The sequence below is a fragment of the Sedimentimonas flavescens genome, assembly GCF_025154035.1.
Classification (GTDB): domain Bacteria; phylum Pseudomonadota; class Alphaproteobacteria; order Rhodobacterales; family Rhodobacteraceae; genus Rhodobacter; species Rhodobacter flavescens.
The window spans coordinates 39,788-66,781 of sequence record NZ_JAOALJ010000006.1 but is presented as its reverse complement, the minus strand read 5'-3'; the positions used below and the strand labels follow the sequence as shown (position 1 = coordinate 66,781).

Genomic DNA, 26,994 nt, shown 5'->3' with positions numbered 1-26,994 from the left:
CATCCATGAAACGCTTTACCGCCGCTATGACGGCTCTTGCCCTTGTAACCTCGGCCAGCGCCGCGATGGCGCAGTGCGACGAAGGTGAGATGGTCGTCAAGTTCGCGCATGTGACGAACGCCGACAAGCATCCCAAGGGGATTGCCGCCAGCCTCTTCGCCGAGCGCGTCAACACCGAGATGAACGGCAAGGTCTGTGTCGAGGTCTATCCGAACTCGACCCTTTATGATGATGACCAGGTGCTGGAAGCGATGCTTCAGGGCGACGTGCAGATGGCCGCGCCTTCGCTGTCGAAGTTTGAGGCCTTCACCAAGGTCTTCAACATTTTCGACCTTCCGTTCATGTTCAAGAACATGGCCGCGGTCGATGCCTTCCAGAACTCGGACACCGGTCAGGCGATGAAGGGCTCGATGGAGCGCCGCGGCCTGAAAGGGCTAGAGTTCTGGCATTCGGGTATGAAGCAGTTCTCGGCCAAGAAGCCGTTGCTGATGCCGGAAGACGCCAAGGGCCTGAAGTTCCGCGTTCAGCCTTCCGACGTGCTCGTTGCGCAGATGCAGGCGCTCGGCGCCTCGCCGCAGCCGATGGCCTTCTCGGAAGTTTACGGCGCGCTGCAGACTGGCGTTGTCGACGGTCAGGAAAACACCTGGTCGAACTCCTACGGTCAGAAATACTACGAGGTGCAGGACTCGATCACCGAGACCAACCACGGTGTGCTTGACTACCTTGTCGTCACTTCGACCGACTGGTGGGACAGCCTCGACCCGGCAGTCGCCGAGCAACTGGCAACCATCATGCACGAAGTCTCTGTCGAGCGGAACGCCGCCGTCAGCGACGTCGAGATGCAGGCGCGTCAATCGATCCTCGACGCGGGCGGCAAGATCAACGAGCTGACCCCCGAGCAGCGCGAAGCCTGGGTCACCGCGATGAAGCCGGTCTGGGCACAGTTCGTGGATGGTATTGGCCAAGAGAACATCGACGCGGCGCAGGCGATCAACGCCCAAAACTGATCGTCTGATCCCGTGTGCGCGCGCGGAAGCCCATATCTGCGCGCGCATCCATTCAACCATGTAGAGGGACTGACCATGAGCGCGAAATATGCGCCGAAAACAGCCTTTGGCTGGGCTGTCCATCACGCCGAGGAGACTGCGATTGCAGTGACGCTCGGGGTGATGACGCTGATTACCTTCGTGAACGTGGTGCTGCGCTACGTCTTCGCCCACTCGATGATCTGGGGGCTCGAGGCGACGCTGATCCTGTTCGCGTGGCTTGTGCTGCTTGGCATGTCCTACGCCGTCAAGGTGACCGCCCATCTGGGCGTCGACGCGGTTCTGGGCTTGGTGGGGCCGGGGATGCGCCGCATCCTGGCAATCGCCTCGGCGGTGCTTTGTCTCATCTATGCGTTCCTTCTTCTGAAAGGCGCATGGGATTACTGGGCCCCCTTTGGCGGGTTCGAGCAGACCGGCGGGCGCTGGTTCCCCGAGGGTTTCATCAAGACCCGGGATCAGGCCTGGTATGAGACCGAGACCATCCCGATGCCGGACTGGCTGCGCTTCATCGAAGGCCCGATGAACCAGGGAGAGGCCTACAACAAGCTTCCGCGCTTCATCCCTTACTTCATCCTGCCGTTCGGTACGGCGCTGCTGTTCTTCCGGATTGCCCAGGCAAGCTGGGACATCCTGCGCGGCCGCCGTGAAGCGCTGATCGTCAGCCACGAAGCCGAAGAAGCCGTCGCCGAAGTGCGCCACATGAACGCCGAGGACTGATCCATGGAAACCGTCATTCTATTCACCATGGTGGTCGGCTTCATGCTGATCGGCGTTCCGATCGCCATCTCGCTCGGCCTCAGCTCGATCCTGTTCCTCCTGTGGTATTCTGATACCTCGCTGGCCTCGGTCGCGCAAACGCTTTACCAGTCGATGGAAGGGCACGCGACGCTGCTGGCCATTCCGTTCTTCATCCTGGCCTCCAGCTTCATGTCCACCGGGGGCGTGGCGAAACGGATCATCCGCTTTGCGATCGCCTGCGTCGGGCACCTGCCGGGCGGCCTGGCCATCGCGGGCGTCTTCGCCTGTATGCTCTTCGCGGCGCTTTCTGGTTCGTCGCCCGCGACCGTGGTTGCCATCGGTTCCATCGTCATCGCGGCAATGCGTCAGGTGGGCTACTCCAAGGACTTCGCGGCAGGCGTGATCTGTAACGCCGGTACGCTCGGCATCCTGATCCCGCCCTCGATCGTGATGGTGGTCTATGCCTCGGCCACTGACGTTTCGGTCGGGCGCATGTTCCTTGCCGGCGTCATTCCGGGCCTTCTCGCGGGCTTCATGCTGATGGCGACGATCCTGATCATCGCGATCCGCAAGAACCTGCCCAAGGGCGAGTGGCAGGGCTGGGGCGAGATATTCGACTCGTTCAAGGATGCCTTCTGGGGCCTGATGCTGATCGTCATCATCATGGTGGGCCTCTACGGCATCCCGGGCATCACCGCGGGTATCTTCACTCCGACCGAGGCCGCCGCCGTCGCCGCCGTCTACGCCTTCTTCGTCGCGAACTTCATCTACCGCGACATGGGGCCGCTGGACGAGGGCGAACAGAAACTGCCGCTGTGGAGAAAACCGCAGGCGATCATCACCGCCTTTTTCCACCCGGCAACCAAGGCGACCCTGTTCGAGGCCGGCAAGCTGACCGTCACCTTGATGTTCATCATCGCCAACGCCCTGATCCTCAAGCACGTCCTGACCGACGAGCAGATCCCGCAAAAGATCACCGAGGCGCTTCTGGGCGCGGGCTTGGGTAAGATCATGTTCCTCGTGATCGTCAACGTGATCCTGCTGATCGGCGGGCAGTTCATGGAACCCTCGGGGCTGATCCTGATCGTCGCGCCGCTGGTCTTCCCGATTGCGATCGAACTGGGCGTGGACCCGATTCACCTCGGCATCATCATGGTGGTGAACATGGAGATCGGGATGATTACCCCGCCCGTGGGCCTCAACCTCTTCGTGACCTCGGGCGTGGCCGGCATGCCGATCATGCGGGTCGTGAAGGCGGCGCTGCCCTTCCTTGCGGTGCTCTTCGTCTTCCTGATCCTGATCACCTATGTACCCTGGCTCAGCACGGTGCTGCCGACGGCCGTCATGGGACCCGAAGTGATCGTGAAATAAGGCTCCGCACCCGCGAGCTTCAAGAAAAGGAAAGGGCCCCGGCGCGAAACCGGGGCCCTTTCTCCTTGTCCAAATACCTCGGGGGTGAGGCCCGCAGGGCCGAGGGGGCAGCGCCCCCTTTCCCTCAGGCGCGCTCCAGCGCGCCGATGATCGCCCCGAAATCGGCAGCCTTCAGCGAGGCGCCGCCCACCAGCGCCCCATCGACATTCGAGGTTGCAAAGATTTCGGCCGCGTTCGAGGGCTTGACCGAACCGCCATAGAGCAGCCGGATCTGCGCGCCTTCCGACCCGAAACGACCGTTCAACTCCGAGCGCATGAAATCATGCACCTCGGCGATCTGCTCCAGCGTCGGCGTGCGGCCGGTTCCGATCGCCCAGACGGGTTCATAGGCAATGACAGTATTGACCCCGGTCGCCCCGTCGGGGGTCGAGCCGAACAGCTGCCGCCCGATCACTTCAAGCGTGGTTCCCGCGTCGCGCTCGGCCTCGGTCTCGCCAATGCAGATCACGGCTACCAGCCCTTGGGCGCGCGCGGCCTCGGCCTTGGCGCGGATCATCGCGTCGCTCTCGCCATGATCGGCGCGGCGCTCGGAATGGCCAACGATCACATGGCTTGCACCCGCATCGGCCAGCATCTGCGCCGAGATGTCGCCAGTATGCGCGCCGGTCAGTTCCATGTGGCAATCCTGCCCACCAACCGCAATGCGCCCCGCCGCAGTCGCGGCCATCGCCGAAACGAGCGTCGCCGGGGGACAGAGCAGCACGTCACAGCCGGGATTGGGATGCGCTCCGATCAGCGCCTCGACCTCGGACAGGCTGGCGGCCAGCCCGTTCATCTTCCAGTTGCCCGCCGCGAGTTTCTTGCGCATGTGCCCCCTCCCATGAGTTTGCGCCACATTAGGGCAGGGCGCGGGCGGGCGCAAAGGGCAATTGGATCAGCCCGCCTCGGGCATGTCCTTGAACTTGATGGATTCCCCGCACCCGCAGGCCTCGGCCACATTCGGGTTGCGGAACTTGAAGCCGGATTCGAGCAGGCCGACCTCATAGTCGATCTCGGTGCCCAGAAGGAACATCTGCGCCATGGGCGCGATCAGAACGCGCGCCGGGCCTTCCTCGACCACCATATCCATGGGGCCAGCCTCTTGCGCGACTTCCATGGTATATTCCATGCCCGCACAGCCGCCCTTCTTGACGCCGATGCGGAAGCCCGCGGCGTGCTCGCGCTCCATCAGCCGGGCAATTTGCTGCACGGCGGCCGAGGTGAGCGTAACGGGCGGTTTGCCGGGAATGGCGAACATGGCGGTCTCCTGAGGTCCAGCGCCAAAGATAGGGGCCGGGGTGGGGCGCGGCAAGGTGCGCGCCCGGATGCGCTTACATGAAGCCCAGTTCCAGCCGCGCTTCGTCGGACATCATGTCCATGCCCCATTGCGGGTCGAAGGTCATCTCGACATCGACGGACTTGATACCATCGACACATTCGACCGCATCCTGCACCCAAGTCGGCATCTCGCCGGCCACCGGGCAGCCGGGCGCCGTCAGCGTCATAATGATCTTCACATCGTTCTCGCCGCTGATCTCGATCGTGTAGATCAGCCCGAGGTCATAGATGTTCACCGGAATCTCGGGGTCGAAGACCGAGCGGCAAGCCTCGACCACGCTATCGTGCAGCGGGTGCTCGGTCGTCGAAGGCTTGATCAGAGGAGTGCCTTCAAGGGGGGGCTGGGCATCGGTTGTCATGGAAAAGTCCGGTTCTCGCGAAAGTCGAGAGTTTATATAGGGAATGGCGCGGCCAAGGTAAAGGCAGCGATTGCCGCAGGCTTGACCGCAGCGCACTTCCGCGCCAAACCGCTGGCATGGTTCCGTTCGACAAACTCGCCCAGATCACGCAGCGCTTCGAGTATCTCGAGGCCAGGCTGAACTCATCCGCAGCGCCCGCTGAGATCGCGGCGCTGTCGCGCGAATATTCCGAACTGCGCCCCGTGGTCGAGGAAATCGCCGCCTACCGGCAGGCGCTTGACGACGTGCGCGAGGCCGAGGGCTGGCTGTGCGACCCTGAGATGAAGGATCTGGCCGAGGAAGAACTGCCGCGCCTGCGCGCCCGCATCCCGGAGATGGAGCAGGCCCTGCGCCTGGCCCTTCTGCCCAAGGATGCCGCCGACGCGCGCCCCGCGATCTTGGAAATCCGCCCCGGCACCGGCGGCGAAGAGGCCGCGCTGTTCGCAGGCGACTTGCTGCGGATGTATCAGCGCCACGCCGAAAGCCACGGCTGGCGGTTCGAACTCATGGACTTCACCGAGACCGAACTTGGCGGCGTCAAGGAGGCCGTCGCGCGGATTGAGGGCGAGGGGGTCTTTGCCCGCCTGAAATACGAATCCGGCGTCCACCGCGTACAGCGCGTCCCCGAGACCGAAGCCGGCGGGCGCATCCATACCTCGGCCGCGACTGTCGCCGTGCTGCCCGAGGCCGCCGATGTGGACATCGACATTCCCGCCTCGGACATCCGGATCGACACGATGCGCAGCTCGGGCGCGGGCGGGCAGCACGTCAACACCACCGACTCGGCCGTGCGCATCACCCATATCCCGACCGGGATCGTCGTGACCTCGTCCGAGAAATCCCAACACCAGAACCGTGCCAATGCCATGGCCGTTCTGCGTGCCCGGCTTTATGAGGCCGAGCGCGAACGGTTGGCGACCGAGCGTGCGGCCGACCGCAAGGCGCAGGTCGGCTCGGGCGACCGGTCCGAACGGATCCGCACCTACAACTTCCCGCAGGGCCGGATGACCGATCACCGCATCAACCTGACGCTTTATGCGCTGGCCCAGATCATGAACGGCGACCTCGATGAGGTGATCGACGCGCTGACCGCGCATGATCAGGCCGAGAAGCTGGCGGAGATGGAAGCGTGAAGGCGCAGGCCGCCCTTGTTCATGGCACCCGGCGGCTTGTCGCAGCGGGGATTGAGGGAGCGGCGCTCGATGCGCGCCGCCTGATGGCCCATGCTCTGAATGAGGCACCCGACCGGCTGACGCTGCGCCTTCAGGACGATCTGACCGAGACCGAGCGAGCGGCCTTTGACCGCGCCATCACCGCGCGCGAGGCCCGTCAGCCGGTCGCGCAGATCACCGGGCGGCGGCTTTTCTGGGGGCAGGAGTTTCGCGTGACGCGCGACACGCTCGACCCGCGCCCCGAGACCGAGATCCTCGTGGCCGCGGCCCTTGAAGAGCCTTTCGCCAAGGTGCTCGACCTTGGCACCGGGACCGGCTGCATCCTGATCTCCTGCCTGAAGGGGATGCCCTTCGCCGTCGGCACCGGCACCGATGTCTCGCCCGGAGCACTTGCTGTCGCACAAGACAACGCTACCCGGCTTGGTGTCGAGAAACGCACACGTTTCGCGGTGTCCGACTGGTTCGCGGCGATCAATGGGGTCTTCGACCTGATCGTCTCGAACCCGCCCTATATCGCGCAAGACGAGATGGCGGGCCTGTCGGTCGATGTGCGCGAATGGGAGCCCCTTGGCGCGCTGACCCCCGGCGGCGATGGGCTTGATGCCTACCGCGCTATCGCGCGTGGCGCCGCGCCGCGCCTGATGCCGGGCGGGCGGGTCTTGCTGGAGATCGGCCCGACACAGGCGCAGCAGGTCAGCGATCTGCTGGCCGCGCAGGGGCTTGAGCGGGTCGAGGTGCGCCAGGATCTCGATGGCCGCGATCGCGTGGTGATCGCGCGCAAGCCTCTCGAGGACGGGGGCTGCGGCTGCGCCTGATCGGCCGGCTGTGGCACGTCTGCGCATATCGGCGGGAAAAACCCGCCAATTCGCGTCCTCGGTGCAGATTTTTGCTTGCGAGTCCTGCCATCCCATGATTAGTCAAACTTGTGCAGGGCGGATGTCGATCCACCGCACGGCTCAGCTTCACACTGCGGGTCACTTGGTTTCAGGCGGGCACTTGCCCGGTTTCCGAAGGACCAGCCCGCAAGGAACGGCCAGTATCCGCTTTCCGGATCGCAGCCCAGACGTCAGCAGCCCCACGGGGCAAAACGAACGAAAGCTCATGAGATCTTCGAAATCCCGTTCGCGCAACAAGTCGAACCGCCAACGCTCGATCGGCAATATCATCAACCGGGTTTTTGATAGCTCGGGCCCCGAGGGCAAGGTGCGCGGCACGCCGCAGCAGATCATCGACAAGTATCTGATGCTTGCTCGCGATGCGCAGCTGTCGAACGACCGCGTGGCCGAACAGAACTTCCTTCAGCACGCCGAGCATTACACCCGTATGCTGGGCGAGGCGCAGCGCGAAATGGCGCGCGAGCAGGAAGAGCGTCAGCGTCAGAACCAGCAAAACGGCCATGGCCAGCGCGAGCGCGGTGAGAACCGCAGCGACGATCAGCCGCGCGACGATCAGCCCGAGCCGCAGCCCGCCGCAACGCCCGAACCGCAGGAGCAACCGGACGAAGGCTCGACCCTGGTCGAAACGCCGGAGATGCGCGCCGAGGCGGTGATTGCGGCGGCGCCTCCTGCCGCCGAGGGCAAACCGGCCAAGCCGCGCAACCGTCGTGCGCCTCGCAAGCCGCGCGAGCCGAAGGGTGAGGATGCGCCCACGCCCGACGCGCCGAGCGAAGCCCCGATCGAAGAATGAATGCCAGAACCGCGCCCCAACCGGCGCGGTTCGCATTTTCAGGGTGCTCAGCTGCGCGCCGCTGCGACCAGGCGCGCGAGGTGGCAGAACTGCGCAAGGCTGACCCGCTCCGCGCGTTCCGTCGGCGCGATACCTGCCTCTTCCAGCAAACTCTCGATTTGCGGATGAATACCCTTCAGCGAGGCGCGCAGCATCTTGCGGCGCTGGTTGAAGCCCGCCGCGACCACCCGTTCCAACACCTTCGGATCGGCCGGAAAACGCGGTTCGGGCAGGGCGCGCAGATGCACGACGGCGGAATGAACCTTGGGCGCGGGCGTGAAAGCCTCCGGCGGCAGGATCATCACGATCTTCGCCTCACAGCGCCACTGCGCCAGAAGCGCGAGGCGCCCGTAATGGTTCGAGCCGGGCTTGGCCACGATCCGCTGGGCCACTTCTTTCTGGAACATGAGCGTCAGGCTCTCCCAGAACGGCGGCCATTCCTTGGGCGTGAGCCAGCGCACCAGAAGCTCGGTCCCGACATTATAGGGCAGGTTGGCCGCAATCCGGATCGGCGGGGTCAGATGCGCGCGCACATCGACTTCCAGCGCGTCTCCGTTGATCACCTCCAGCCGCCCGGGATAATGCGCGGCAATCTCGGCCAGCGCTGGCAGGCAGCGCGCATCCTTCTCGACGGCGAGCACCTTGCGCGCCCCTTCCGCGAGCAATCCGCGCGTCAGCCCGCCCGGTCCCGGCCCGACCTCCAGCACATCATGCCCGGTCAGATCCCCAGCCGAGCGCGCGATCTTAGCCGTCAGGTTCAAATCCAGCAGAAAGTTCTGCCCAAGGCTCTTCTTCGCAACCAGCTCGTGATCGCGAATGACCTCGCGCAGCGGAGGAAGCCCGTCGATAGCCGCCATCTGTGCCTCCTGCCTTCAATGTGGTCCAAATATCCTCGGGGGTCCGGGGGCAGACAGCCCCCGGCCTCATCATTGCGCCGGGGATAGGGCATTCGCGCCGCACGGGCAAGATCAGCCCGCGCGCGCCGCCCCCATCTGCGCCGCCAGCTTCAGCGCGGCAATCAGGCTTGAGGGATTGGCGCGCCCGGTCCCGGCGATATCGTAGGCGGTGCCGTGATCGGGCGAGGTGCGCACGAAGGGCAGGCCAAGCGTGACGTTTACCCCCTCGTCAAAGGCCAGCGTCTTGATCGGGATCAGCGCCTGATCGTGATAGGCGCAAATCGCGGCGTCGTAACGCGCGCGCGCGGCGGCATGAAACATTGTATCGGCAGGCAGGGGGCCGGAGAGCGCAAAGCCCTCGGCGCGCAAGGCCTCCACCTCCTCCCGCATCCAGTCGATCTCTTCACGGCCCATCGCGCCGCCTTCGCCCGCGTGCGGGTTCAGCCCGGCAATCGCGATGCGCGGATTGTCGATCCCGAAATCGAGCCTCAGCCCCTCGGCGGTGATCCGCACCGTCTCGCGCAAAACGGCCGGAGTGAAGGCGCGCGGCACATCCGACAGCGCAATATGGATCGTTGCGGGCACGACGCGCAGCGCGGGCGCAGCCAGCATCATCACGACCTTGGCGCCCCCGGCCAGATGCGCGAGGTATTCGGTATGGCCGGGAAAGGCAAATCCGGCCCCGTCTTTGAGCGCCTTCTTGTGGATGGGTGCGGTGGTCAGCGCCAGCCCCTCGCCGCGCATCACCAGATCGACACCCTTTGCGATCACGTCGATGACGCCCTTGGCATTGGCAGGATCGGGCTTGCCCGGAAGGGCCGCCGCCTCGAACGGATGCGGCAGCACCGGCAGGGCGCTGCCCGCATGTGTCATTGCCTCGGAAAGCTCCGAGACTTCGCGCACACGGGTGCCGCGCGGAAGATGTGCCGGGTCGCCGATCCAGACGAAAGGCAGGCTTGCCCCAAGGGCCTCCCAAGCCTTGGCGGCGATCTCGGGCCCGATGCCCGAGGGGTCGCCGCAGCTCAGGATGACGGGCCGGTCGCTCATGGGCGAACGATCACCGCGCCCGCAAGCAGATCCGCCATGTCGGATTCGGAATAGGCGTTGAGGCGCTCGTTGCTCAGGCGCTGGCCGATCTCTTCACGGCTCGGCGCGGTCTCACCCTCGGCCACGGTCTTCTCACGCTTGCACAGCATCACGAGTTCGGTGTTGGCGCCGCGTTGGAGTGCGCGGGTCTCGTTTATATCCATGCTCGCCAGCGCGATGGCGATATCTTGCGGGATGGCGCCCTGCGGTTGGGTTTCCCGGATCAGCCGATCCTCGGGCAGCCCCTTGGCGACCCCGTAAAGGTCATCGCACCGATCGATGCGCGCCTCGATCTCGGCCACCTGACGCGCGCTGTCTGCGATGCCCGCAGGCTCCACGACAAAACGCGCGTATTCCAGCGTCTGCGCGCTCGCAGGCGCTTTGCCGCCCTCATCGATCGAGCGCAGCATGAAGACCGCGACAGCGTTGGGGATCTCCATCGGCGCACTCGCCTGACCGGGCTTGAGGCCCAGGATCACCGAGCGCAGTGCGGGCGGCATGTTTGAGATCTCCATCCAGTCGAGATGGCCTCCACGCGGCGCAGATTCGGTCGCCGAAAGCTCGCGCGCAAGCGCGCTGAAGCTTGCATCGCCCGAGGCCGTCGAGGCGCGTCGGGCGGCAGCCATCGCCTCGGCTTCCTGGCCGGGCGGGGCGGGAATGATGATCTCCGAGATCAGCACGCGCGTGGTCTGCCCACGAGCGCTTTCGACGAGCATGGCGCGGTCGATATCGGTGGCCGTGATGCGGATGCGGTTGGCGTATTTCGCCCGAATGGTTTCGCGCCACAGCAGGCCCGCGCGCACGAAATCGCGGAATGTCTGCGCCTCGACGCCGCCCTTGCCAAGTTCCTGCACGAACTGCTCTGTGGTCATCTTGCCGCGGCTGGCAAACTCGGCCATGCCCTGCTCAAGCCCCTCTTGCGAGACGGTGATGCCTGCCTGACGCGCGGCGCTTTCGCGCAGGCGATCCTCGATCAGGGCCTTCTCCGCCTCGGCCCGCAGATCGCCGGACTGGCGCAGCAGGGCCAAGAACTTCATGCGCTGTTCAATTTCGAAGGCAGTGATGCCGAGATCGTTGACCATGATCACCGGCGCGAAGGGTGAAGTCGACTGCGCATGTGCCGCGCCATGTCCGGGCTCTTGCATCAGAACAGAGCCACAAACCATGGCAAGGATGGGAAGAATTCGCTTCATCGTTCAATCCGTCGTCTGCCTGTTTCGTTCATCGGGCTATGGGGGCGATCAGCGCGTGCAGACCCGGCGCTCGGCCCCCGAGGCCGCTTTCGCGCCGAAACCCGCAAGCTGCACGGACAGCCCGATCCCGGTTTCGGGCTTCACACTAGAGGAGGAAGTGAATCTGCGCGAGAGGGAAAGATCGACCGTCACGCATTCGGTGGCATATTGCAGCCCAAGTGAGGCCCGGCTTGCCCGGTCGGCCGTGAAATCGTAGCGCGCGTCAAACTTGCCTGACCATCCGCGACCCAAGCCCCAACCGCTTTCGAGTTGCAGCTCCGAGATTGCGTCATCGCGCCCCTCGTCGGGGTTTTCCTCCATCCAGAGGTAACCGGCGCCGATCTGGTAGCGATCGGCGGCATAGGCCAGCCGCAACTCGTCGCGCGAGAAATTCAGATCGTCGTCGAACAGCGCGCGGTTCGACAGCATCAATCCGTTGGCCCCGCTCAGATGCGCGGCCACAAGCCAGTCCGAGCGTGTGCCCGACAGCCCCGATCCGGTCGAGAACTGCCCGAGATCCTCGGCATGGAACACCCGCCCCGCCGTCACCCCGAGCGACCAGCCCGCCGCGTCGTTGCGCGTCCAGCTTAGGCCCAGGTTGGCGCGCAGTCCGCGTTCACGCATGTCACCACCCGGAAAGCGCGAGAAGGCGAACAGGTTGCCCTCGTCGAACTCGGTCAGCCAGCTGTCCTCGTTGGGCAACTCGTCAAGCGAGTCGCGGCTCCAGATCAGCTGAGCCACGGGTTCGATGACATGGGCCGCGGCACCAGAGGTCTTGACCCAGGGCCAACGCAATTCAAGCCCAAGTGAGGGCAGGGCGCGCAGGTTGGTCGTCTCGTAGTTCGGGTCCTGGTTGACCACCGCCGCATCAAAGGCAAGCTCCGCCTCGGTCGAGGCCAGGATGCCACCGCTCAGCAGCCAGTTGCGGCGCCAGTCGGCGACCAGCGAGGCGCGCACCCGGTCGCGGCCGTCCGGTATCAAATCGAGATCACCGCCGTCCAACTCGGAATCGGCGGCACGCCGCAGCGCGCTGAGCTGCCATTCAAGCGTCGCTTCGCCGCCGATCAGGCCGGGACGGAACATCTGTATCCATTGCGCATCGCCCGCCAGCATCGGCTCGGTCGAGTTGCTTTCCCCTTCGCGCAGCGAGTGGGTGTTGCCGATGCGCGCCCAGATCAGCTCATCCCGGCGCACGCGATCGAGCGTGACGCCTGACCAGAGGCGGTCGTCATCGGTGATGTCGTAATCGACCAGATAGGCATCGTCGCTGGTCAGGCGCAGCTGGAGACCCAGGTTGAAATCGTCGGGCAGCGCAAAGCGGCTGTCGATAAACAGGTAGCCGCGGTCTTCGTCTTTCAGAATATCGTCGCGTGAGAAGGCTCCGTTGACCTCAAGCGTGCCGTCGTCGAACGCCCGGCGATACCGCATCCCCAGCGTCACCGTTTCCGAGGTGGACAGATAGGGCTCGACCGTCAGGTCGGCGCTGTCGCCAAGCGTGAAGAAATAGGGAACTTTGATCCCTGTGCCGAGGTTCGAGGTTGTCCGGACGCTCGACATCAGGAATCCCGACATGCGCTCGACCGTCGGGTCGGGCATCCGCATATGCGGGAAGTAGAAGACGGGCGCCCCCATGACGCGGAACTGCGCCCCGTCGAAAACCAGCTGGCGCGCTTCGGCATCATGGGTGATCTGGCGCGCGCGGATCTCCCACAGCGGCGTCGGATCGGTGACGCAAATCTCGCAAGATGAGGCTACGACCTGGCTGAAGGTGGTGATCCGGCCGTCCTTGCGCTCAATCCGCGCGGCGGCCAGTTGCAACTCGCGCGCCATGACCATGCGCGCGCCCACCATGATGCCGTTTTGCAGATCGCGTGACAGCTCGGCCTGATCGGCCAGAAGCACGTTTCCGGCCTCGCCGGGTTCGATCAGGCGGATCGGGCCTTCGATGGTCAGCCGGTCGGCCTTCTTGTCGTAGATCAAGCGAGAGGCACTGAGCCGGTTCGAGCGATAGTAGATCTCGACCGCGCCCTCGGCGATCAGCTGATCGCTTGCGGTCAGCAGAATGCGGTCGGCCAGTAGCGTCGCGGCCTCATCGACGGCGGTCGCCGCGGTTGCACTCTGCGCGAAGGCGCGCGGCACATAAACGCCGCCAAGCGCGGTGCCAAGCGCAAGCACGGCAAGAAGCGTAACGGGGGCGCTGCGGAAAAAGCCCATCAGCCGTCCTCCAGGTGAAGAATGAGCGCCGTGGACAGCATCAGCGCGATGGCAGGCGGCGCCCAGGCCGAGAGGATCACCGGGATCTGGCCGTTATCGCCCAGGACCTGCGCGATATTGCGCAGGAAAAACACCGCAAGCCCCGCTGAAAGCGCCAGCAGAACCATCGTTCCGCTCCGCCCGAAACGGACATGCCGCATGGTGAACCCCGCTCCGATCAGAACCATCGCCGCCAGAATCAGCGGCTGCGCCAGCTCCATGTTGAACCAGACCTGATGGCGGCGCGCGGAAAATCCGGCGTTCTCGAGCGAGGCGATGAATTTGGGTAGATCCCAGATTGGCACGGCCGAGGGGGTGCCGAAGCTGTCGCGGATGCGCGCGGCGGTCAGATCGGTGGCGATGCTCAGGCTTTCTGCGCTTGTGGCGTCACGCTCGGGGTTGGTCGAGGCGCCGATCGGCCAGTCCTTGGCTTGCGTCAGTTGCCATGCGCCGGGGGTCAGTAATGCGCTTGTGGCGTCGATGCGCCGGATCGGGCCGCGGTCGGGGGCCACGATCAGGAAGGTCACGTCGTAAAGTTCGGTTGCGTCGAGGTTGGCTCGCGCGGCACGGATCACCGCCTGACCGCCGGGGATCTCCTCGGTGCCCTGGCGCATCCATACGCCTTCCCGCCCGATCGAGACCGTGTCCGCCCCGGTCTGGCGGTAGCGGTTCGCGAGTTCCTCATAGCGTTTGGATGTGGCCGAAACGATGGGGTTTCCGACTGCAACCATCAGCGCGCCGAACAACAGCGCGACGACGACAGGGGTTGCCAGCATCCGCATCGCAGAGAGGCCCGAGGCGCGGATCACCACCAGCTCGGACGAGCGCGCGAGGCCAAGAAACAGTACCACCGCGGCAAGGATCACGATAAGCGGCAGGATGGTATAGACCGAGGCCGGGACGCTGAGCGCCGACAGCAGGGCTGCCTCTTTCAGGCCGACCTGCTCGGCGCTGAAGCTGCGGATCTTCTCGACCATCTCGATCAGGAAAAGAATACCCCAGAACGCGCCCAAGACCATCAGCAAGGCGCGCAGGAAACGGCGGGCGAGGTAGATGGACAGCGTCATGCCGAGGCGCCCTCCGCCAGCAGCGTGGCCGAACGGGGGCGACGGCGAGGCCGCCCCGACCACCACAGCAAGAGCCCCGTCACGCAAAGGGCCGTGGCCGCGGGCAGGTAATTCAGCCACCAAGCCTCGGGCGCCGATTTGGTGGCGCTGTCAACGGCGTTGGTCAGGAACTGCAACATGATCAATCCAAAGATGGCCCCGCCGATCTGGCGCCAGAGACCAAAGCGGGAATAGCCGCCAAGCATCAGGAACGCGAAGCCCAGCAATGTCGCCGCCGGAGCCAGCAGGGGTTGCGCAAATCGCTGGTGGACGACGCGCGTCAACCCGGCGGCATCCTGATGGGTTTGCTCCATCACGGCTTCGGGGGTGCGCAGGATTGGGATGGTCATGATCTCCTCGATGCTGCGGCGCGTACGCGCGCTGACCGCCATCAAGGCACCGATATCATAGGTAAAATCGGCAAAGCGCATCGTTGCGAGGCTTTGGTCGGAGAGCCGAAGCGTCTGCGCCATGCCGTCGAACATCACCAGCTTGGGGCCGCTTTCAGAGGGCACGATCAGCGCCCGCTCGGCGGTGTAGGTGGTGCGGGTGCTGCCGGCACGCGCATCCGACAGGAAGATGTCCAGCAACTCGCCCAGTTCCGAGATCTGACGGATGTAGATGGTCACGCCGTTTGCCGGGTGCTGGAACGACCCCTCGACCAGGAAACGCGCGGTGACGTTCTCGGTCACTTGTTGCTGGCGCTCGGCCATCTGCGCGCGCGAGGCAGGGACAAGGAAATGCACCAGCAAGGTCATCATCACGGCGACGATCAGCCCGAAGACGGCCACCGGCCAGGCAAGCCGCCAGGGCGAGGCGCCCGTGGCCTGCATCACCACCAACTCACTATCCTGGCTGGCACGGTTGACGGCATAGACCCCGGCTGCGAAAGCCGCGACCGGCAACACCACGCGCACAACATTGGGAAGGGTGAGGGCGGTGAACTCAAGCACGACCCATGCGGTCTGGCCATCGGAAATGAGCCGGTCGAAGAGCCGGACCGCCTGGTTGACCCAGTAAACCGACACCAGAACCAGCGCGAAAAAGCCGAATAATGCCATCAGCTGAGAAAGCAGATATCGGTCCAGACGCGTCAAACTCGCTCATCCCCCGGGATGTTTCACCCTCTCTAGCGCGTCGGGGCGGCGCGCGAAAGGCCCCGGAGCGGGGCGCTTTTCATTTTCGCGCGTGCACCGTAGGCTCGGCGCGGAAACCCGCCGGTGCAATCCGGCCGCAAGAACTCCGAGGACCGCCATGACCCATCCCGTCGCCATCCGCTTCGTCGAAACCGAGCTTGATGATCTTGCCGCGCGCGAGGGGCGCATCGCGGTGCTGATCACGCCCGAAGGCAAGCTTACGGCGGCGTCGCGGCGGCTCGACCGGCTGACGCGCGGGGCGGTGGCGCGGGCAGTGGGCTCGCCCGCCTGGGGCAAGCTCAAACCCGGCGAGGGCATGGTCATCGGCTGGCCCGGCGGGCTGGCCGCTGAGGCGATGGTGCTGATCTCGCTGCCGCGCAAGGCTTCGCTGGCCGAGGCGCGCAAGGCGGGGGCCACCGTCGGCAAGGCGCTCGACGAAAAAGGCGCGCTGGTGATCGCCGAAAACCACCCCTCGGCCGCCGAGATCGCCTTTGGTCTTGCGCTGCGGGCTTACCGTTTCGACTATCTGAGCGAAGAGAAAAAGCCCTTCGGCCCGGTGTCGATGATGGTCGCCCACCCCGAGGAGGTCGCCGCCAAGGCCGCCCCCCATGCCGCCCTGGCCGAGGGCGTGTTCTTCACCCGCGATCTGGTGAATGAACCCGCCAACATCCTGACCACCGACGATTTCGCCGCGCGTCTGGCGGCGATGCACGAGTTGGGGCTGGACGTGCAGATCCTTGAGGAAGACGAGTTGAAGGATCTGGGGATGCGCGCGCTTCTGGGCGTGGGGCAGGGCTCGGAAAGCCCCTCGAAGGTCGTGGTGATGCAGTGGAACGGACTTTCTAAGCCCGCCAATGGCGACGCCGAGGAAGAACCGCCGCTGGCGCTCGTGGGCAAGGGGGTGTGCTTCGACACCGGCGGCATCTCGATCAAGCCCGCTGCGGGGATGGAAGAGATGACCATGGACATGGGCGGCGCGGCCGTGGTGGCGGGCGTGATGCGCACGCTTGCGCTGCGCAATGCGCCGGTGAATGTCGTGGGCCTTGTCGGGCTGGTCGAGAACATGCCCGACGGCAAGGCACAGCGCCCCGGTGATATCGTCAAGTCGATGAAGGGTGACACGATCGAGGTGATCAATACCGACGCCGAGGGGCGTCTCGTGCTGGCCGACGTGCTCTGGTATGCGCAGCAGAAGTTCCGCCCGCGCGCAGTGATCGATCTTGCAACCCTGACCGGCGCGATCATCGTGGCGCTTGGGCACGAAAACGCGGGCGTATTCGCCAATGACGACGGCTTCGCGCAGGATGTCGTGCAAGCTGCGCGGGCCGAGGGCGAGGGCGCCTGGCATATGCCGCTGCAACCCGCCTATGACAGCCTGATCAAGTCGCGCCTTGCCGATATCAAGAACACCGGCGGGCGTTGGGCAGGGGCGATCACCGCGGCGGCCTTCCTGAACAAATTCGTCAACTCCGAAACGCCCTGGTGCCATATCGACATCGCGGGCGTGGCCCTTCCGCCCGGCGAAACGGCGCTGTCGCCGAAGGGCGCCAGCGGCTGGGGCGTGATGACGCTCGACCGCCTGATCCGCGACAAGTTCGAGGCCTGATCGCGTGCCCGCGCTGTTCTATCATGTCACCCAATCCCCGGTGGAGGAGGTCGTCGCAAGCCTTCTCCAACGCGCCTTGGGGCAGGGCTGGCGGGTGGAGTTGCGCGGCACCGACGCGGCGCGGATGGACTGGTATGACCAGCGCCTCTGGCTAGGGGGCGACGAGGCCTTCCTCCCCCATGGTCTCGCGGGCGGGCCGCATGACGATCTGCAACCCGTCCTCCTGACCACCTCGCCCAAACCCGAGGGGATGCAGGCGATCATGGCGCTTGAAGGTGCCGAGGTCAGTGTGGACGAGATCGCGCAGAAGGAACGCGTCTGGATCCTGTTCGACGGCCGCGATCAGCAGGCGCTGGAGCGGGCCCGCGCGCAATGGCGCGACCTGACCGGCGCCGGGGCCAGTGCGCAATACTGGAGCGAGGAAGGCGGCCGGTGGGAGAAGAAGGCCGAGAAGTGACCGGCGCATCCGCCAATCGGTTCTTCCCATCCGCCCCCATACGCGCTACATGCCCGCCCTGATCCAGGGGAGCACCCTCATGACCCAGAAATTCGGCTTCACGCTTCACGCCACCGACGGCAAGGCTCGCACCGGTGTGATCCACACCCCGCGTGGCGAAATCCGCACGCCCGCCTTCATGCCAGTGGGCACCGCCGCGACCGTCAAGGCGATGATGCCCGAAAGCGTGGCCGCGACCGGCGCGGACATCCTTCTGGGCAACACCTACCACCTGATGCTGCGCCCCACGGCCGAACGGATCGACCGCCTCGGCGGGCTGCACAAGTTCATGAATTGGCAAAAGCCGATCCTGACCGACTCGGGCGGTTTTCAGGTCATGAGCCTTGCGAGCCTGCGCAAGTTGACCGAGGAGGGGGTGCGCTTCGCCTCGCATATCGACGGCTCGAAGCACATGCTGACGCCCGAACGCTCGATGGAAATCCAGAAGCTGCTCGGCTCGGATATTGTGATGGCCTTTGACGAATGCCCGGCGCTGCCCGCGACCGATGAGGAGGTCGCGAAATCCATGCGCCTGTCGATGCGGTGGGCGCAGCGGTCACGCGATGCGTTTGGCGACCGGCCGGGCCACGCGCTTTTCGGCATCATGCAGGGCGGCGTCACGCGCGATCTGCGCGAGGAAAGCGCCGAGGCGCTGAAGAAGATCGGCTTCGAGGGCTATGCTGTCGGCGGCCTCGCCGTGGGCGAGGGGCAAGAGGCGATGTTCGGCGTGCTCGATTACGCGCCGGGTTTCCTGCCCGAGGACAAGCCGCGCTATCTGATGGGCGTGGGCAAGCCCGACGATATCGTCGGCGCGGTCGAGCGCGGCATCGACATGATGGATTGCGTGCTGCCCTCACGCTCGGGGCGCACGGGGCAGGCCTGGACCCGCCGCGGGCAGGTCAATATCAAGAACGCCCGCCACATGGACGACCCGCGCCCGCTGGACGAGCATTGCACCTGCCCGGCCTGCCGCAACTACTCGCGCGCATACCTGCACCACGTCTTCAAGGCGAGTGAGATGATCTCGGGGATGCTGCTGACCTGGCACAACCTGCATTACTATCAAGAGCTTATGCAGGGTCTGCGCGACGCGATCGCGGGGCAGCGGCTGGCGGCCTTCGTGGCCGAGTTTCATGCGCAGCGCGCCGAGGGCGATATCGAGCCGCTCTGAGCCTTTGGCTCAGGCGCCGAATACCACGAAATCGGCCGCGCGGTTTTCCCTGCGGATCAGGCGGCCGTTGGGCAGATCGTTTTCCTCGATCTTGCGGCGGGCCTCCTCGGCCGGCAGATCCTTCCAGCGTCGGGCAAGGCGCGCGCGCAGTTCGTCCTCGGGCACCTCTAGGCGGATCGACAGGTCGTAAAGCGGGAAGAGGTCGCGCCACTCAGGTCGCGTCAAAAGCAGGTAGTTGCCCTCAATCAGCACATAGCGCGTCGCGGCGGGCACAAGGCCGCCATGCGGGTTGGGCTCGTCAACCTCTCGGTCGAAGGTCGGCACCGTCACATCGGCGCGGGCCGCGCGCAAAGTTGTCAGAAGGTCGTTCAGCCCGGCGACATCGAATGTCTCGGGCGCGCCTTTGTGGGCCAGCAGGCCAAGCTCCTCGAGTTCGGCATTGCTGCGGTGAAAGCCGTCCATGCCGACCACGGCGGCCGAGCCGGGCGTATGCGCGTTCAGTTGCGCGGCCAGTTCCTCGGCCAGATGCGATTTGCCAGACCCCGGAGCGCCCACGATCGCGATCAGGTTTCGCGCGCCGTCCAACTGGCGGATATGGGCGGCAAGATCGGCGCGGTCCACACGCAGCTCGCTGTCCATGAAGGCGCCCACATCGCCCATTGGGCCGTTGGAATCGCCTAGCCAGAACTCGGCCATCAGCCCATCGCCGCGATCAGGCGGCCAAGGGCGGCGGCCGGATCGTCTTGCGACCAGATCTCTTCGCCGCCGCCGAAGAAGTCGGTGACGGGCGCAAGCTCGCGCACGAGATCAAGCGTCAGCGCGCCCTCGGCGACGACGGGCACCTCGATCATCTCGGACCACCAGGCGAACAGATCGCGCTCGGCGCGCTCGCCGCTGCCAAGGCCGGTTTCGCCGACGGGGCCAAAGCTGACGTAATCGGCGCCGGCTTCGCCCGCGTTCATGCCGTCATGGCGCGAGGTGCCGCAGAAGGCGCCCACGATGGCATCCTGCCCAAGCGCCTTGCGCGCCGCGCGAACCGAGCGCGCGCCATCCGTCAGGTGCACACCGTCAAGGCCGTGACGCTCGACCAGCTGGACGTGGTTCTCGATCACCAGCGCCACGTCATGCTCATGCGCCACCAGACGCACGGCATCCGCCGCGCGCATCACCGCATCCTCATCGCGCGTGGCCAGGGCCAGGCGGATACAGGCCACCTCATGCGCGCCCAGAACACTGCCAAGCAGGTTGGGGAACACGTCCAGATCGAAGCTCGGGGGCGTGACGAGGTAAAGCTGCGGGCGGTCCTGATCGGGCATCGGGCATCCTTGCGTTTCGGGGCCCGGCTGCCCGGGCAATGGTTGGATGCGTCATAGCGCATGGGGCGCAGCCTTGCCAGAGGGGCCGTGCACGCGTATGGGGGCGGGGAAAGGACCAGCCATGACAGAAACCCCCGTTTTCATCCTCGTTCGGCCCCAGATGGGCGAGAATATCGGCGCTGCCGCGCGCGCGATGCTGAACTTCGGCCTGACGCGGATGCGGCTGGTGGCACCGCGCGATGGCTGGCCTAACCCCAAGGCGGTGGCCATGGCCTCGGGCGCGGCGGGCGAGGTGCTGGAATATGCGGGTGTCTTTCCGAGCGTTCCTGACGCGATCAGCGATTGCGACTTTGTCTTTGCCACGACCGCGCGCGGGCGCGAGCTGACGAAGCCGATCTACACCCCGGAGACCGCGATGGACGAGGCACGCAAGCGCATCGCCGCCGGGCAGAAGGTTGGGGTGCTGTTCGGACCCGAGCGGACCGGGCTTGAGAATGACGATGTCAGCCGGGCAAACGCGATCATCACCGTTCCGGTCAACCCGGCGTTCCCTTCGCTCAACCTTGCGCAGGCAGTGCTGCTGACGGGCTACGAGTTCATGCGCCAAGAGGTCGGGGCCGTCCCGGTCGACCCGGGTCTTGCCGGCGCGGATGTCGCGAGCCGGATCGAGATCGAGAAACTCGGCGATCACTTCGAGGAACGCCTTGAAGAGGTTGGTTTCTTCTTCCCGCCTGCGAAGGCGCCGAACATGAAACTCAACCTGCGCAACCTGTGGTCGCGGATGCCCTTTACCCGTGCCGATGTGCAGACGCTGCACGGGATGCTGCGGCAAATCACCCGCCAGCGCCGCTGAGACTTGCCCGGCCCGCGCGTCCTGACCAGAGTGGGCAAATGATGCGGCCTTTGCGGACAGTCCTGATCGCCTTGCTGAGCGGCGCGGCCCTCGGGCTGCTGGCGCTTATGTGGTTTTTCCCAGTGCTGCGCGGCGCGGCCTGCCCACCCTGCGCGGGGCTTGAGCGCGCAGAGGCGGGCCTTTGGGTCGAGGCCGAGATGCCCGAACATGCGCGCGCGGCGCTGGCCGCGCAGATCCGGGCCGCGCGCGGGCGGGTCGCGACCTTTTACGGTGCACCGCAGGCCCGGCTGATCGTTCTGGCCTGTATGAGCGAAGCTTGCGACCGGCGCCTTGGCGGGCGCGGGGCTGCGGCGGTGACCTACTCGCTCGGCGCGCGCTCGGTCGTGCGTATCGCGCCAAGCGGGCTGTCGCCAGTCGTGCTGACCCATGAATTCGCCCATACCGAGACCCACGCGCGCCTTGGTATCTTTGCGCAGATCACCGGTCGCATGGCGACCTGGTTCGATGAGGGGCTCTCGGTCCTGATCTCGAACGATCCGCAGTATCTGCACCCGGGTTTCGGGCGAGGCCGCTGCCTTGTTCCTCCAGCCGCCGATCTGCCAAGAACCCCACGTTCATGGGCGCGTCAGGCGGCCCGCGACCCGACGCTTTATGCGCAGGCCGCTTGCGCCGTCCTGCTTTGGGCCGAAGCGAATGGCGGGCTTGCGCAGATCCGCTCCGAACTGGCGGCGGGGCGGCGGCTTCCCTGAGGCCGCAAAGCCTGCTTCGGGCGGCCCGCTCCCTCTTGCTCCTGCCCCGGCAGCGGCCTAGGTTCGGCCTGAGCCAGAGGGAGGCACGGATGAGCCAGAAGCGCAGCATTTTCGAAGAGGTGGGGCAGGCCGGTGCCGCGCCCGCGCCACGCGGCGGCATGATCGACCAGCGTCCCAAGGGCGCGCGCGCGGCGATCCGACTGTGGCTCTTCGTGCTGTTTGCGCTGGTGGTGGTGATGATCGGCGTTGGTGGGGCTACGCGCCTGTCGGACGCCGGGTTGTCGATCACCGAATGGAAGCCCGTGACCGGCGCCCTGCCGCCGATGTCCGAGGCGGACTGGCAGGCGGAATTCCAAAAATATCAGCAGATTCCGCAATTTACCCTGCAAAACCCGAATATGACCCTACCCGAGTTCAAGGGTATCTACTGGTGGGAATGGGGCCATCGTCAGCTCGGTCGCGTGATCGGGCTGGTCTGGGCGGCGGGCTTCCTTGGCTTCTGGGTGACCAAACGCATCCCCAAGGGATGGGCACCGCGCCTGCTTGGGCTTGGCGTTCTGGGCGGGCTGCAAGGCGCGATTGGCTGGTGGATGGTGGCCTCGGGGCTGGAAGGCAAGATGACCTCGGTCGCCTCTTATCGCCTCGCGATCCATCTGGGGCTTGCCTTCGCCATCCTTGGGCTGATCGCCTCTTACGCCTTCACCCTAGCGCGCAGCGAGTCCGACCTGATGCAATCGCGCCGCGTGGGCGAGCCGGCGCTGGCCGGTCTTGCCACCGGGGTGCGGCATCTTGCCTTCGTTCAGATCCTTCTGGGGGCGCTGACCGCCGGGATCGACGCCGGGCGTGGCTATATCGACTGGCCGCTGATGGGGGGAGAGTTCTTCCCGTCCGAGGCGTTCGCCTATACGCCGCTCTGGACGAATTTCTTTGAAAATCCGGCCCTTGTGCAGTTCATTCACCGCATGGCGGGCTATTTGCTGCTGGCCTTCGGGCTGTTCGTGGCATTTCGCGGGCGCCGCTCGGCTCATGCCGTCACGCAAACCGCCTTCGCCTGGGTCGGCGCGATGCTGCTGTTGCAAGTTGCGCTTGGCATCGTCACGGTGATGCATGCAGCGCCGATGGGGCTGGGGCTGGCGCATCAATTGGGTGCGGTCGTCCTGTGGGTGCTGACCATCCGCGCCCAACACCTTGCCCGCACGCCTGTCGTGCAATCAATCCGGGGGTCGAAATGACAGCTTTTCAGGAACTCATCGCCTATCAACGCGAGACCGAGGCGCTGTCGCATATCTCGGAGCGTCTTGGCTGGGACCAGGAAACCATGATGCCGCGCGGCTCTGTCGAACAGCGCGCCGAAGAAATGGCCGCGCTTGAATCGGTTCTGCACGCGCGCCGGACCAATCCGCGGATCGAGGTTTGGCTAACCCGCGCCGAGGCGAAAACCCCCGAAGAGGCGCGTTTCATCGACCTTGTGGCGCGCAGCTACAACCGAGAGACCCGCATCCCCGCGCGACTGGCCAGCGAGCTTGCGCGCCTGACCTCGCTCAGTCAGGGGATCTGGGCCGAGGCCCGCGCCGCCGAAGACCCCTCGGCCTTCCTGCCCACGCTCGAAGAGGTCGTGCGCCTCAAGCGCGAGCAAGCCGCCTGCCTCTCCGAAGGCGATCTCTACGACGCGCTGGTCGATGATTACGAGCCGGGTGTGACGCATGGCGAGCTTGGCGAGATGTTCGACCGGATGCGTCCGCGTCTGGTGGCCCTGCGCGAAAAGGTGCTTGGCGCCGATCGCAAGGTGGCCAAGCTTGACCACGTCTTCCCCGAGGCCACGCAACTGCGCCTTGCGCGCACGGCGGCGGCGGCTTTTGGTTATGACTGGACGCGCGGGCGCCTTGATATGGCGGTGCATCCGTTCTGCTCCGGCTCGGGCAACGATGTGCGTATCACCACCCGCGTCGTCGAGAGCGACCCGTTCAACTGCATCTATTCGACCATCCACGAAACCGGCCATGCCTGCTACGAGCAGGGTATCGACCGGCAGCACCTGTTCTCGCCGCTCGGGCGTGGGGTGTCGATGGGGGTTCACGAAAGCCAGAGCCGGATCTACGAGAACCAACTGGGCCGCTCGGCCGCGTTCGCGGGTTGGCTGTACACGCGCATGGTCGATGCCTTCGGCGATTTCGGCGTCGATAGCCCCGACGCGTTCTACGCCTGCGTGAACCGGGTCAATCCGGGTTACATCCGCACCGAGGCGGATGAGCTGCACTATAACCTGCACATCATGATGCGCTTTGATCTGGAGCGTGAACTGATCGCCGGAAATCTTGAGGTCGCGGATCTCGAAGAGGCCTGGAATGCCCGGTTCGAGGCCGATTTCGGCGTCAAGGTTGACCGGCCCTCGCACGGGTTCTTGCAGGATGTGCATTGGTCGGTGGGCCTGTTTGGCTATTTCCCGACCTATAGCCTTGGCAATGTCTATGCGGGCTGCCTCAACAAGGCGATGCGCAGCGCGGTTCAGGGGATCGACGCGGCGCTGGCCGAAGGCTCGGCCAAGCCCGCTACCGACTGGCTGCGCGACAATCTGCAGTGCTTCGGCGGCCTGCGCCCGCCGCGCGAGACGATCGAGCACGCCTGCGGCTTCGCCCCACGCGAAGAGCCGCTGCTGGACTACCTCGAAGAGAAGTTCGGCGCGATCTACGGCCTCTGAGCACGGCGCGGCGTCAGCCGCAGCCATATCCCGTCCTTGCCGCGCACCGTGAGTTGCGCGATGGGGACGGGGGTGCGTCCCGCGACCGGCTCCAGCACGAAATCCCGCGCGATCATCGACAGTAGCAGCGGCCCCTCGGCCATGGCAAAGCCCGCGCCGGGGCAGACGCGCGGGCCAGTGGAAAACGGCAGATAGGCGCAGCGTGCGGCGGTCCGGGCGTTCTCGGTCTCCCACCGGGTGGGGTCGAAGGCGTCGGGCGCGTCCCAGATGCGTTCGTGGCGGTGCAGGTGCCAAGGGCTGATGACGATCTGGTCGCCGGGGCGGATCGGACGTTCGCGGAAGGTCTCGGGGCAGGTGGCCTCACGCACGAGCATCGGCACGGGCGGGTAGAGGCGCAGCGCCTCGCGAAACACCGCTCGGCTCAGGCGTAGCGCGCCAAAGACGGCGAAGTCGCCCGGCGCGGTGTCGAGCGCGCTTGCTTCTTCGGCGACGCGCTCCTGCCATTCCGGGTAAAGCGCCAGCAAGTAAAGCGCCCAGGCCAGCGCCGAGGCCGAGGTCTCATGCCCCGCCAGAAAGAAGATCGCGACCTGATCGACCATATCATCTGTGTCGAAGCCGCGCCCGGTCTCGGGGTCGGGCGTTGTCATGATCTTGGTGGCCAGATCCTCGGGGGCGGTGCCTTCGGTGATCTGCTGCGCGCGTTCGGCGGTCAGGTGGGTGATGAGGCGGCGAATGTGCTGCGCGGTGGCCTTGGTCTTGTGTGCGTGAAAGCGCGGAAACCAGCGCGGCAGCGGGAAAAATGCCCCGAGGTTCAGCACCGGCGCGGTGCGCTGATGCGCGCGGAAGGCGTGAAAGACCGCCGAGGCGGTTTCATCCTCGATCGGGATCGAGAACAGAGTGCGAAAGATCACATCTGCCGCGACGTGCGATGTTTCCTCTTCAATATCAATCGCCTGCTTGTCGATCTTAAGGTGCAGTCGCGCGACGCTGGCCGCGCCTGCTTGCCACATCGCGGGGAAGCTGTCGCGCAGCTTGCCGCCCTCGAAGGCCGGGTCGATGATGCGGCGCTGGCGCGCCCATGTCTCGCCATTGGTCAGGAAGACGCTGTTGCCCAGAAGCGGCCGGAGCCCCTCACGGATCCGGTTCGACTTGGGGAAGTCCTGCGGGCGGTCCTTGAGGACGCGGGAGACAAGCTCGGGGTCGTTGCACAGGTAGGAGCGGAAGAAGGGGGTGCGGAACTCGGCCATCCATGCGCGGTAAAGGCGCGCGGGCTGTGCCGAGAGGATGTCTTGCCGAAACAGCCGCAGGTAGCGCCAGAGCGAGACGCGATCGGGGCGGGCGGCGGGTTTGGGCGGCAGGGTCATGCGAGCGAGGTATGGCGGTTAACGGGATGCTCGATCCGGCTTTTCGAAGGCGCGCGACCGGCGAAGCGATCCCCGAGGGTTTCTGGGCCTGCGGTGATACGGAAATAGTCGTAGTCGTGCGGCTGCTCAAAAGCGCAAAGATACTGAAAATGCAGCCGGAAAAAGCGCCAGCGCAGACGGGCCCATGTCTCGGGCGCAAGCGTCTGCGTGAAGGCCGCCGACAGGATCAGCGGCCAGCGCTGATCTTCGGGCACGACGCCCGATACCTTGACTGGATCGCAGAGCGCAAAGGCGCAGCCATCGCCTGGCGCGGTGACGTCGACCCAGGCGATATCCTTGTGTGCTGACAGAAAGGCTAGGTCGCGCCGCAGACGCTGCGCATCGGGCAGGAAGGAAATCATCGGCACGACTTGGCCGAGTGTCAGCAGCGACAGACCGGTGGGCTTACCGTCCGCGCGCAGAAGGTCGGACAGGATCGACACGGCCAGATGCGCGCCCGAGCTGTGGCCGACCACAAGCACCTCGTCCCAATCCTCAAGCAGGGCGCGGGCGATGGTGTCGCGGAATAGCGCCATCCGGGCCTCAAGCTCGGGCGGGTAGGCACCGCGCCAGCGCGCCGAGAAGGCGAAGTCATGCATGAGGTAATAGGCGAAGACATGGCGATCCATCGCGCGGAACCATCTCAGGAGAAGCGCCGCAGCCGCAAGGCCAATGAGAGCGGCGGGGATCGCGCCAAGCAGACCGCACGTCAGTGCCGCCGCAGCCCAACCAAGCGCCATGGCGATCATGGCCTGCAACAGCAGGGCCGCCACCGGATAAAGCGCCGCGATGATCGGCCCCTTGCGCAGCCGCATCAGGCGAAACAGCGCGCCGCTCGTGGTGTAGATCCAAGCGGTGCGCAGCAACTGCCCGTAGGTTGCCGGGATCGAGGCACCCATCGAGCCACGCACGATATCGGACCACAGCAGCACCTCGAACTCGGTCTCGACCGTGTTGCCGTCTTGCGTCGATTGCACCTGCCAGCCATGCGATCCGCCCTCGCGCGCGGGCGAAAGCGCGATCTGGTAGCCCGAGATCGCGGCCTGCCGGGCGCTTTCGCTGCGGTAAAGCTCGCGGTAGCGGCGCGGGGGAAAGGGGTCGTAGCCGGGGATGTAGAACACCCGGCGCCGGCGCACGCGTTTGGGGGCGGTTTCACTCATGACGGC

26 protein-coding genes are annotated in these 26,994 nt (G+C 65.6%); 13 read left to right on the top strand and 13 right to left on the bottom strand.

Annotation, left to right across the window (positions count from 1 at the left end):
* Positions 1–5 precede the first annotated feature (5 nt).
* From N3C64_RS12130 to N3C64_RS12120, 3 genes are all read left to right on the top strand, one after another.
* Positions 6–1,007 (top strand): TRAP transporter substrate-binding protein, encoded by a 1,002-nt coding sequence (locus N3C64_RS12130; protein ID WP_218629767.1) that lies wholly within the window; start codon positions 6–8, stop codon positions 1,005–1,007.
* 75 nt (positions 1,008–1,082) lie between these two features.
* Positions 1,083–1,763 (top strand): TRAP transporter small permease, encoded by a 681-nt coding sequence (locus N3C64_RS12125; protein WP_218629768.1) that lies wholly within the window; start codon positions 1,083–1,085, stop codon positions 1,761–1,763.
* A 3-nt stretch (positions 1,764–1,766) separates the two neighbouring features.
* On the top strand, positions 1,767–3,155 hold the full coding sequence (locus N3C64_RS12120) for a TRAP transporter large permease (RefSeq protein WP_218629769.1): 1,389 nt from the start codon (positions 1,767–1,769) through the stop codon (positions 3,153–3,155).
* A gap of 124 nt (positions 3,156–3,279) precedes the next feature.
* Here N3C64_RS12120 and tpiA read toward each other — a convergent pair whose 3' ends face one another.
* The 3 genes from tpiA to N3C64_RS12105 all read right to left on the bottom strand — a co-directional run bounded on the left by tpiA (position 3,280) and on the right by N3C64_RS12105 (position 4,891).
* Entirely contained in the window at positions 3,280–4,023 is a 744-nt protein-coding gene (gene tpiA, locus N3C64_RS12115) for a triose-phosphate isomerase (RefSeq protein WP_260014665.1), read from the bottom strand.
* A 66-nt stretch (positions 4,024–4,089) separates the two neighbouring features.
* Positions 4,090–4,452, bottom strand: coding sequence for a HesB/IscA family protein (locus N3C64_RS12110; protein ID WP_218629771.1), 363 nt, complete (start codon positions 4,450–4,452; stop codon positions 4,090–4,092).
* A 73-nt stretch (positions 4,453–4,525) separates the two neighbouring features.
* A complete protein-coding gene (locus tag N3C64_RS12105) occupies positions 4,526–4,891 on the bottom strand; it encodes an SUF system Fe-S cluster assembly protein (protein ID WP_218629772.1) in 366 nt (121 codons plus the stop codon).
* Between the two features lie 116 nt (positions 4,892–5,007).
* On the opposite strand from N3C64_RS12105, the gene prfA reads away from it, so the two are divergent.
* The 3 genes from prfA (at position 5,008) to N3C64_RS12090 (ending at position 7,788) form a co-directional block, all read left to right on the top strand.
* A complete protein-coding gene (gene prfA / locus N3C64_RS12100; RefSeq protein ID WP_218629773.1) occupies positions 5,008–6,063 on the top strand; it encodes a peptide chain release factor 1 in 1,056 nt (351 codons plus the stop codon).
* Positions 6,060–6,917, top strand: a complete 858-nt coding sequence (gene prmC / locus N3C64_RS12095) for a peptide chain release factor N(5)-glutamine methyltransferase (protein ID WP_260014662.1) — start codon at positions 6,060–6,062, stop codon at positions 6,915–6,917. The genes prfA and prmC overlap by 4 nt, the downstream gene beginning before the upstream one ends.
* A 286-nt stretch (positions 6,918–7,203) precedes the next feature.
* On the top strand, positions 7,204–7,788 hold the full coding sequence (locus N3C64_RS12090) for a DUF4167 domain-containing protein (protein WP_260014660.1): 585 nt from the start codon (positions 7,204–7,206) through the stop codon (positions 7,786–7,788).
* A 47-nt stretch (positions 7,789–7,835) separates the two neighbouring features.
* Here the strand turns inward: N3C64_RS12090 and rsmA are convergent, their stop codons facing one another.
* The 6 genes from rsmA to lptF all read right to left on the bottom strand — a co-directional run bounded on the left by rsmA (position 7,836) and on the right by lptF (position 15,497).
* Positions 7,836–8,684: a 16S rRNA (adenine(1518)-N(6)/adenine(1519)-N(6))-dimethyltransferase RsmA gene (rsmA, locus tag N3C64_RS12085; RefSeq protein WP_260014659.1), complete on the bottom strand. Its 849-nt coding sequence runs from the start codon at positions 8,682–8,684 to the stop codon at positions 7,836–7,838.
* A 111-nt stretch (positions 8,685–8,795) separates the two neighbouring features.
* Entirely contained in the window at positions 8,796–9,770 is a 975-nt protein-coding gene (gene pdxA, locus N3C64_RS12080; protein ID WP_260014657.1) for a 4-hydroxythreonine-4-phosphate dehydrogenase PdxA, read from the bottom strand.
* Positions 9,767–11,002 (bottom strand): peptidylprolyl isomerase, encoded by a 1,236-nt coding sequence (locus tag N3C64_RS12075; protein ID WP_260014655.1) that lies wholly within the window; start codon positions 11,000–11,002, stop codon positions 9,767–9,769. The genes pdxA and N3C64_RS12075 overlap by 4 nt, the downstream gene beginning before the upstream one ends.
* A 48-nt stretch (positions 11,003–11,050) precedes the next feature.
* Entirely contained in the window at positions 11,051–13,255 is a 2,205-nt protein-coding gene (locus N3C64_RS12070) for an LPS-assembly protein LptD (RefSeq protein WP_260014654.1), read from the bottom strand.
* Positions 13,255–14,361, bottom strand: a complete 1,107-nt coding sequence (gene lptG, locus N3C64_RS12065; RefSeq protein WP_260014653.1) for an LPS export ABC transporter permease LptG — start codon at positions 14,359–14,361, stop codon at positions 13,255–13,257. The genes N3C64_RS12070 and lptG overlap by 1 nt, the downstream gene beginning before the upstream one ends.
* Complete coding sequence (gene lptF, locus N3C64_RS12060) at positions 14,358–15,497, bottom strand: LPS export ABC transporter permease LptF (protein WP_260014652.1); 1,140 nt, start codon at positions 15,495–15,497, stop codon at positions 14,358–14,360. The genes lptG and lptF overlap by 4 nt, the downstream gene beginning before the upstream one ends.
* Positions 15,498–15,654: 157 nt before the next feature.
* Here lptF and N3C64_RS12055 point away from each other — a divergent pair, with 157 nt between their 5' ends.
* From N3C64_RS12055 to tgt, 3 genes are all read left to right on the top strand, one after another.
* A complete protein-coding gene (locus tag N3C64_RS12055) occupies positions 15,655–17,142 on the top strand; it encodes a leucyl aminopeptidase (protein WP_260014651.1) in 1,488 nt (495 codons plus the stop codon).
* A gap of 4 nt (positions 17,143–17,146) precedes the next feature.
* The gene (locus N3C64_RS12050) at positions 17,147–17,599 is read left to right on the top strand and encodes a DNA polymerase III subunit chi (RefSeq protein WP_260014650.1); all 453 of its coding nucleotides are present in this window, start codon (positions 17,147–17,149) and stop codon (positions 17,597–17,599) included.
* A gap of 79 nt (positions 17,600–17,678) precedes the next feature.
* A complete protein-coding gene (gene tgt, locus N3C64_RS12045) occupies positions 17,679–18,809 on the top strand; it encodes a tRNA guanosine(34) transglycosylase Tgt (RefSeq protein WP_218629784.1) in 1,131 nt (376 codons plus the stop codon).
* Positions 18,810–18,818: 9 nt separating this feature from the next.
* Here tgt and N3C64_RS12040 read toward each other — a convergent pair whose 3' ends face one another.
* Both N3C64_RS12040 and N3C64_RS12035 read right to left on the bottom strand, forming a co-directional pair.
* Complete coding sequence (locus N3C64_RS12040; RefSeq protein WP_260014649.1) at positions 18,819–19,505, bottom strand: AAA family ATPase; 687 nt, start codon at positions 19,503–19,505, stop codon at positions 18,819–18,821.
* Positions 19,505–20,125, bottom strand: coding sequence for a thiamine phosphate synthase (locus N3C64_RS12035; protein WP_260014648.1), 621 nt, complete (start codon positions 20,123–20,125; stop codon positions 19,505–19,507). The genes N3C64_RS12040 and N3C64_RS12035 overlap by 1 nt, the downstream gene beginning before the upstream one ends.
* A 121-nt stretch (positions 20,126–20,246) precedes the next feature.
* Between N3C64_RS12035 and N3C64_RS12030 the strand changes: the two genes are divergently transcribed.
* The 4 genes from N3C64_RS12030 to N3C64_RS12015 all read left to right on the top strand — a co-directional run bounded on the left by N3C64_RS12030 (position 20,247) and on the right by N3C64_RS12015 (position 24,425).
* The gene (locus N3C64_RS12030; protein WP_260014646.1) at positions 20,247–20,978 is read left to right on the top strand and encodes an RNA methyltransferase; all 732 of its coding nucleotides are present in this window, start codon (positions 20,247–20,249) and stop codon (positions 20,976–20,978) included.
* A 38-nt stretch (positions 20,979–21,016) separates the two neighbouring features.
* A complete protein-coding gene (locus N3C64_RS12025) occupies positions 21,017–21,727 on the top strand; it encodes a hypothetical protein (protein WP_260014645.1) in 711 nt (236 codons plus the stop codon).
* Between the two features lie 89 nt (positions 21,728–21,816).
* Positions 21,817–22,959 (top strand): heme A synthase, encoded by a 1,143-nt coding sequence (gene ctaA / locus N3C64_RS12020; protein WP_260014644.1) that lies wholly within the window; start codon positions 21,817–21,819, stop codon positions 22,957–22,959.
* On the top strand, positions 22,956–24,425 hold the full coding sequence (locus N3C64_RS12015; protein WP_260014643.1) for a carboxypeptidase M32: 1,470 nt from the start codon (positions 22,956–22,958) through the stop codon (positions 24,423–24,425). The genes ctaA and N3C64_RS12015 overlap by 4 nt, the downstream gene beginning before the upstream one ends.
* On the opposite strand, the gene N3C64_RS12010 is transcribed toward N3C64_RS12015, so the two are convergent.
* Positions 24,413–25,789, bottom strand: a complete 1,377-nt coding sequence (locus tag N3C64_RS12010; protein ID WP_260014642.1) for a cytochrome P450 — start codon at positions 25,787–25,789, stop codon at positions 24,413–24,415. The two genes, N3C64_RS12015 and N3C64_RS12010, sit on opposite strands and share 13 nt — an antisense overlap.
* A complete protein-coding gene (locus N3C64_RS12005; protein WP_260014641.1) occupies positions 25,786–26,988 on the bottom strand; it encodes an alpha/beta hydrolase family protein in 1,203 nt (400 codons plus the stop codon). Before N3C64_RS12005 ends, N3C64_RS12010 begins: the two co-directional genes overlap by 4 nt.
* Positions 26,989–26,994 lie beyond the last annotated feature (6 nt).

What these genes read in the sequence shown, in the direction of transcription:
- N3C64_RS12130 (WP_218629767.1), top strand. Translation starts at nt 6, where the DNA reads ATGAAACGCTTTACCGCCGCTATGACGGCTCTTGCCCTTGTAACCTCG.
- N3C64_RS12125 (WP_218629768.1), top strand. Translation starts at nt 1,083, where the DNA reads ATGAGCGCGAAATATGCGCCGAAAACAGCCTTTGGCTGGGCTGTCCAT.
- N3C64_RS12120 (WP_218629769.1), top strand. Translation starts at nt 1,767, where the DNA reads ATGGAAACCGTCATTCTATTCACCATGGTGGTCGGCTTCATGCTGATC.
- tpiA (WP_260014665.1), bottom strand. Translation starts at nt 4,023, where the DNA reads ATGCGCAAGAAACTCGCGGCGGGCAACTGGAAGATGAACGGGCTGGCC.
- N3C64_RS12110 (WP_218629771.1), bottom strand. Translation starts at nt 4,452, where the DNA reads ATGTTCGCCATTCCCGGCAAACCGCCCGTTACGCTCACCTCGGCCGCC.
- N3C64_RS12105 (WP_218629772.1), bottom strand. Translation starts at nt 4,891, where the DNA reads ATGACAACCGATGCCCAGCCCCCCCTTGAAGGCACTCCTCTGATCAAG.
- prfA (WP_218629773.1), top strand. Translation starts at nt 5,008, where the DNA reads ATGGTTCCGTTCGACAAACTCGCCCAGATCACGCAGCGCTTCGAGTAT.
- N3C64_RS12090 (WP_260014660.1), top strand. Translation starts at nt 7,204, where the DNA reads ATGAGATCTTCGAAATCCCGTTCGCGCAACAAGTCGAACCGCCAACGC.
- rsmA (WP_260014659.1), bottom strand. Translation starts at nt 8,684, where the DNA reads ATGGCGGCTATCGACGGGCTTCCTCCGCTGCGCGAGGTCATTCGCGAT.
- pdxA (WP_260014657.1), bottom strand. Translation starts at nt 9,770, where the DNA reads ATGAGCGACCGGCCCGTCATCCTGAGCTGCGGCGACCCCTCGGGCATC.
- N3C64_RS12075 (WP_260014655.1), bottom strand. Translation starts at nt 11,002, where the DNA reads ATGAAGCGAATTCTTCCCATCCTTGCCATGGTTTGTGGCTCTGTTCTG.
- N3C64_RS12070 (WP_260014654.1), bottom strand. Translation starts at nt 13,255, where the DNA reads ATGGGCTTTTTCCGCAGCGCCCCCGTTACGCTTCTTGCCGTGCTTGCG.
- lptG (WP_260014653.1), bottom strand. Translation starts at nt 14,361, where the DNA reads ATGACGCTGTCCATCTACCTCGCCCGCCGTTTCCTGCGCGCCTTGCTG.
- N3C64_RS12055 (WP_260014651.1), top strand. Translation starts at nt 15,655, where the DNA reads ATGACCCATCCCGTCGCCATCCGCTTCGTCGAAACCGAGCTTGATGAT.
- tgt (WP_218629784.1), top strand. Translation starts at nt 17,679, where the DNA reads ATGACCCAGAAATTCGGCTTCACGCTTCACGCCACCGACGGCAAGGCT.
- N3C64_RS12040 (WP_260014649.1), bottom strand. Translation starts at nt 19,505, where the DNA reads ATGGCCGAGTTCTGGCTAGGCGATTCCAACGGCCCAATGGGCGATGTG.
- N3C64_RS12035 (WP_260014648.1), bottom strand. Translation starts at nt 20,125, where the DNA reads ATGCCCGATCAGGACCGCCCGCAGCTTTACCTCGTCACGCCCCCGAGC.
- N3C64_RS12030 (WP_260014646.1), top strand. Translation starts at nt 20,247, where the DNA reads ATGACAGAAACCCCCGTTTTCATCCTCGTTCGGCCCCAGATGGGCGAG.
- N3C64_RS12025 (WP_260014645.1), top strand. Translation starts at nt 21,017, where the DNA reads ATGATGCGGCCTTTGCGGACAGTCCTGATCGCCTTGCTGAGCGGCGCG.
- ctaA (WP_260014644.1), top strand. Translation starts at nt 21,817, where the DNA reads ATGAGCCAGAAGCGCAGCATTTTCGAAGAGGTGGGGCAGGCCGGTGCC.
- N3C64_RS12015 (WP_260014643.1), top strand. Translation starts at nt 22,956, where the DNA reads ATGACAGCTTTTCAGGAACTCATCGCCTATCAACGCGAGACCGAGGCG.
- N3C64_RS12010 (WP_260014642.1), bottom strand. Translation starts at nt 25,789, where the DNA reads ATGACCCTGCCGCCCAAACCCGCCGCCCGCCCCGATCGCGTCTCGCTC.
- N3C64_RS12005 (WP_260014641.1), bottom strand. Translation starts at nt 26,988, where the DNA reads ATGAGTGAAACCGCCCCCAAACGCGTGCGCCGGCGCCGGGTGTTCTAC.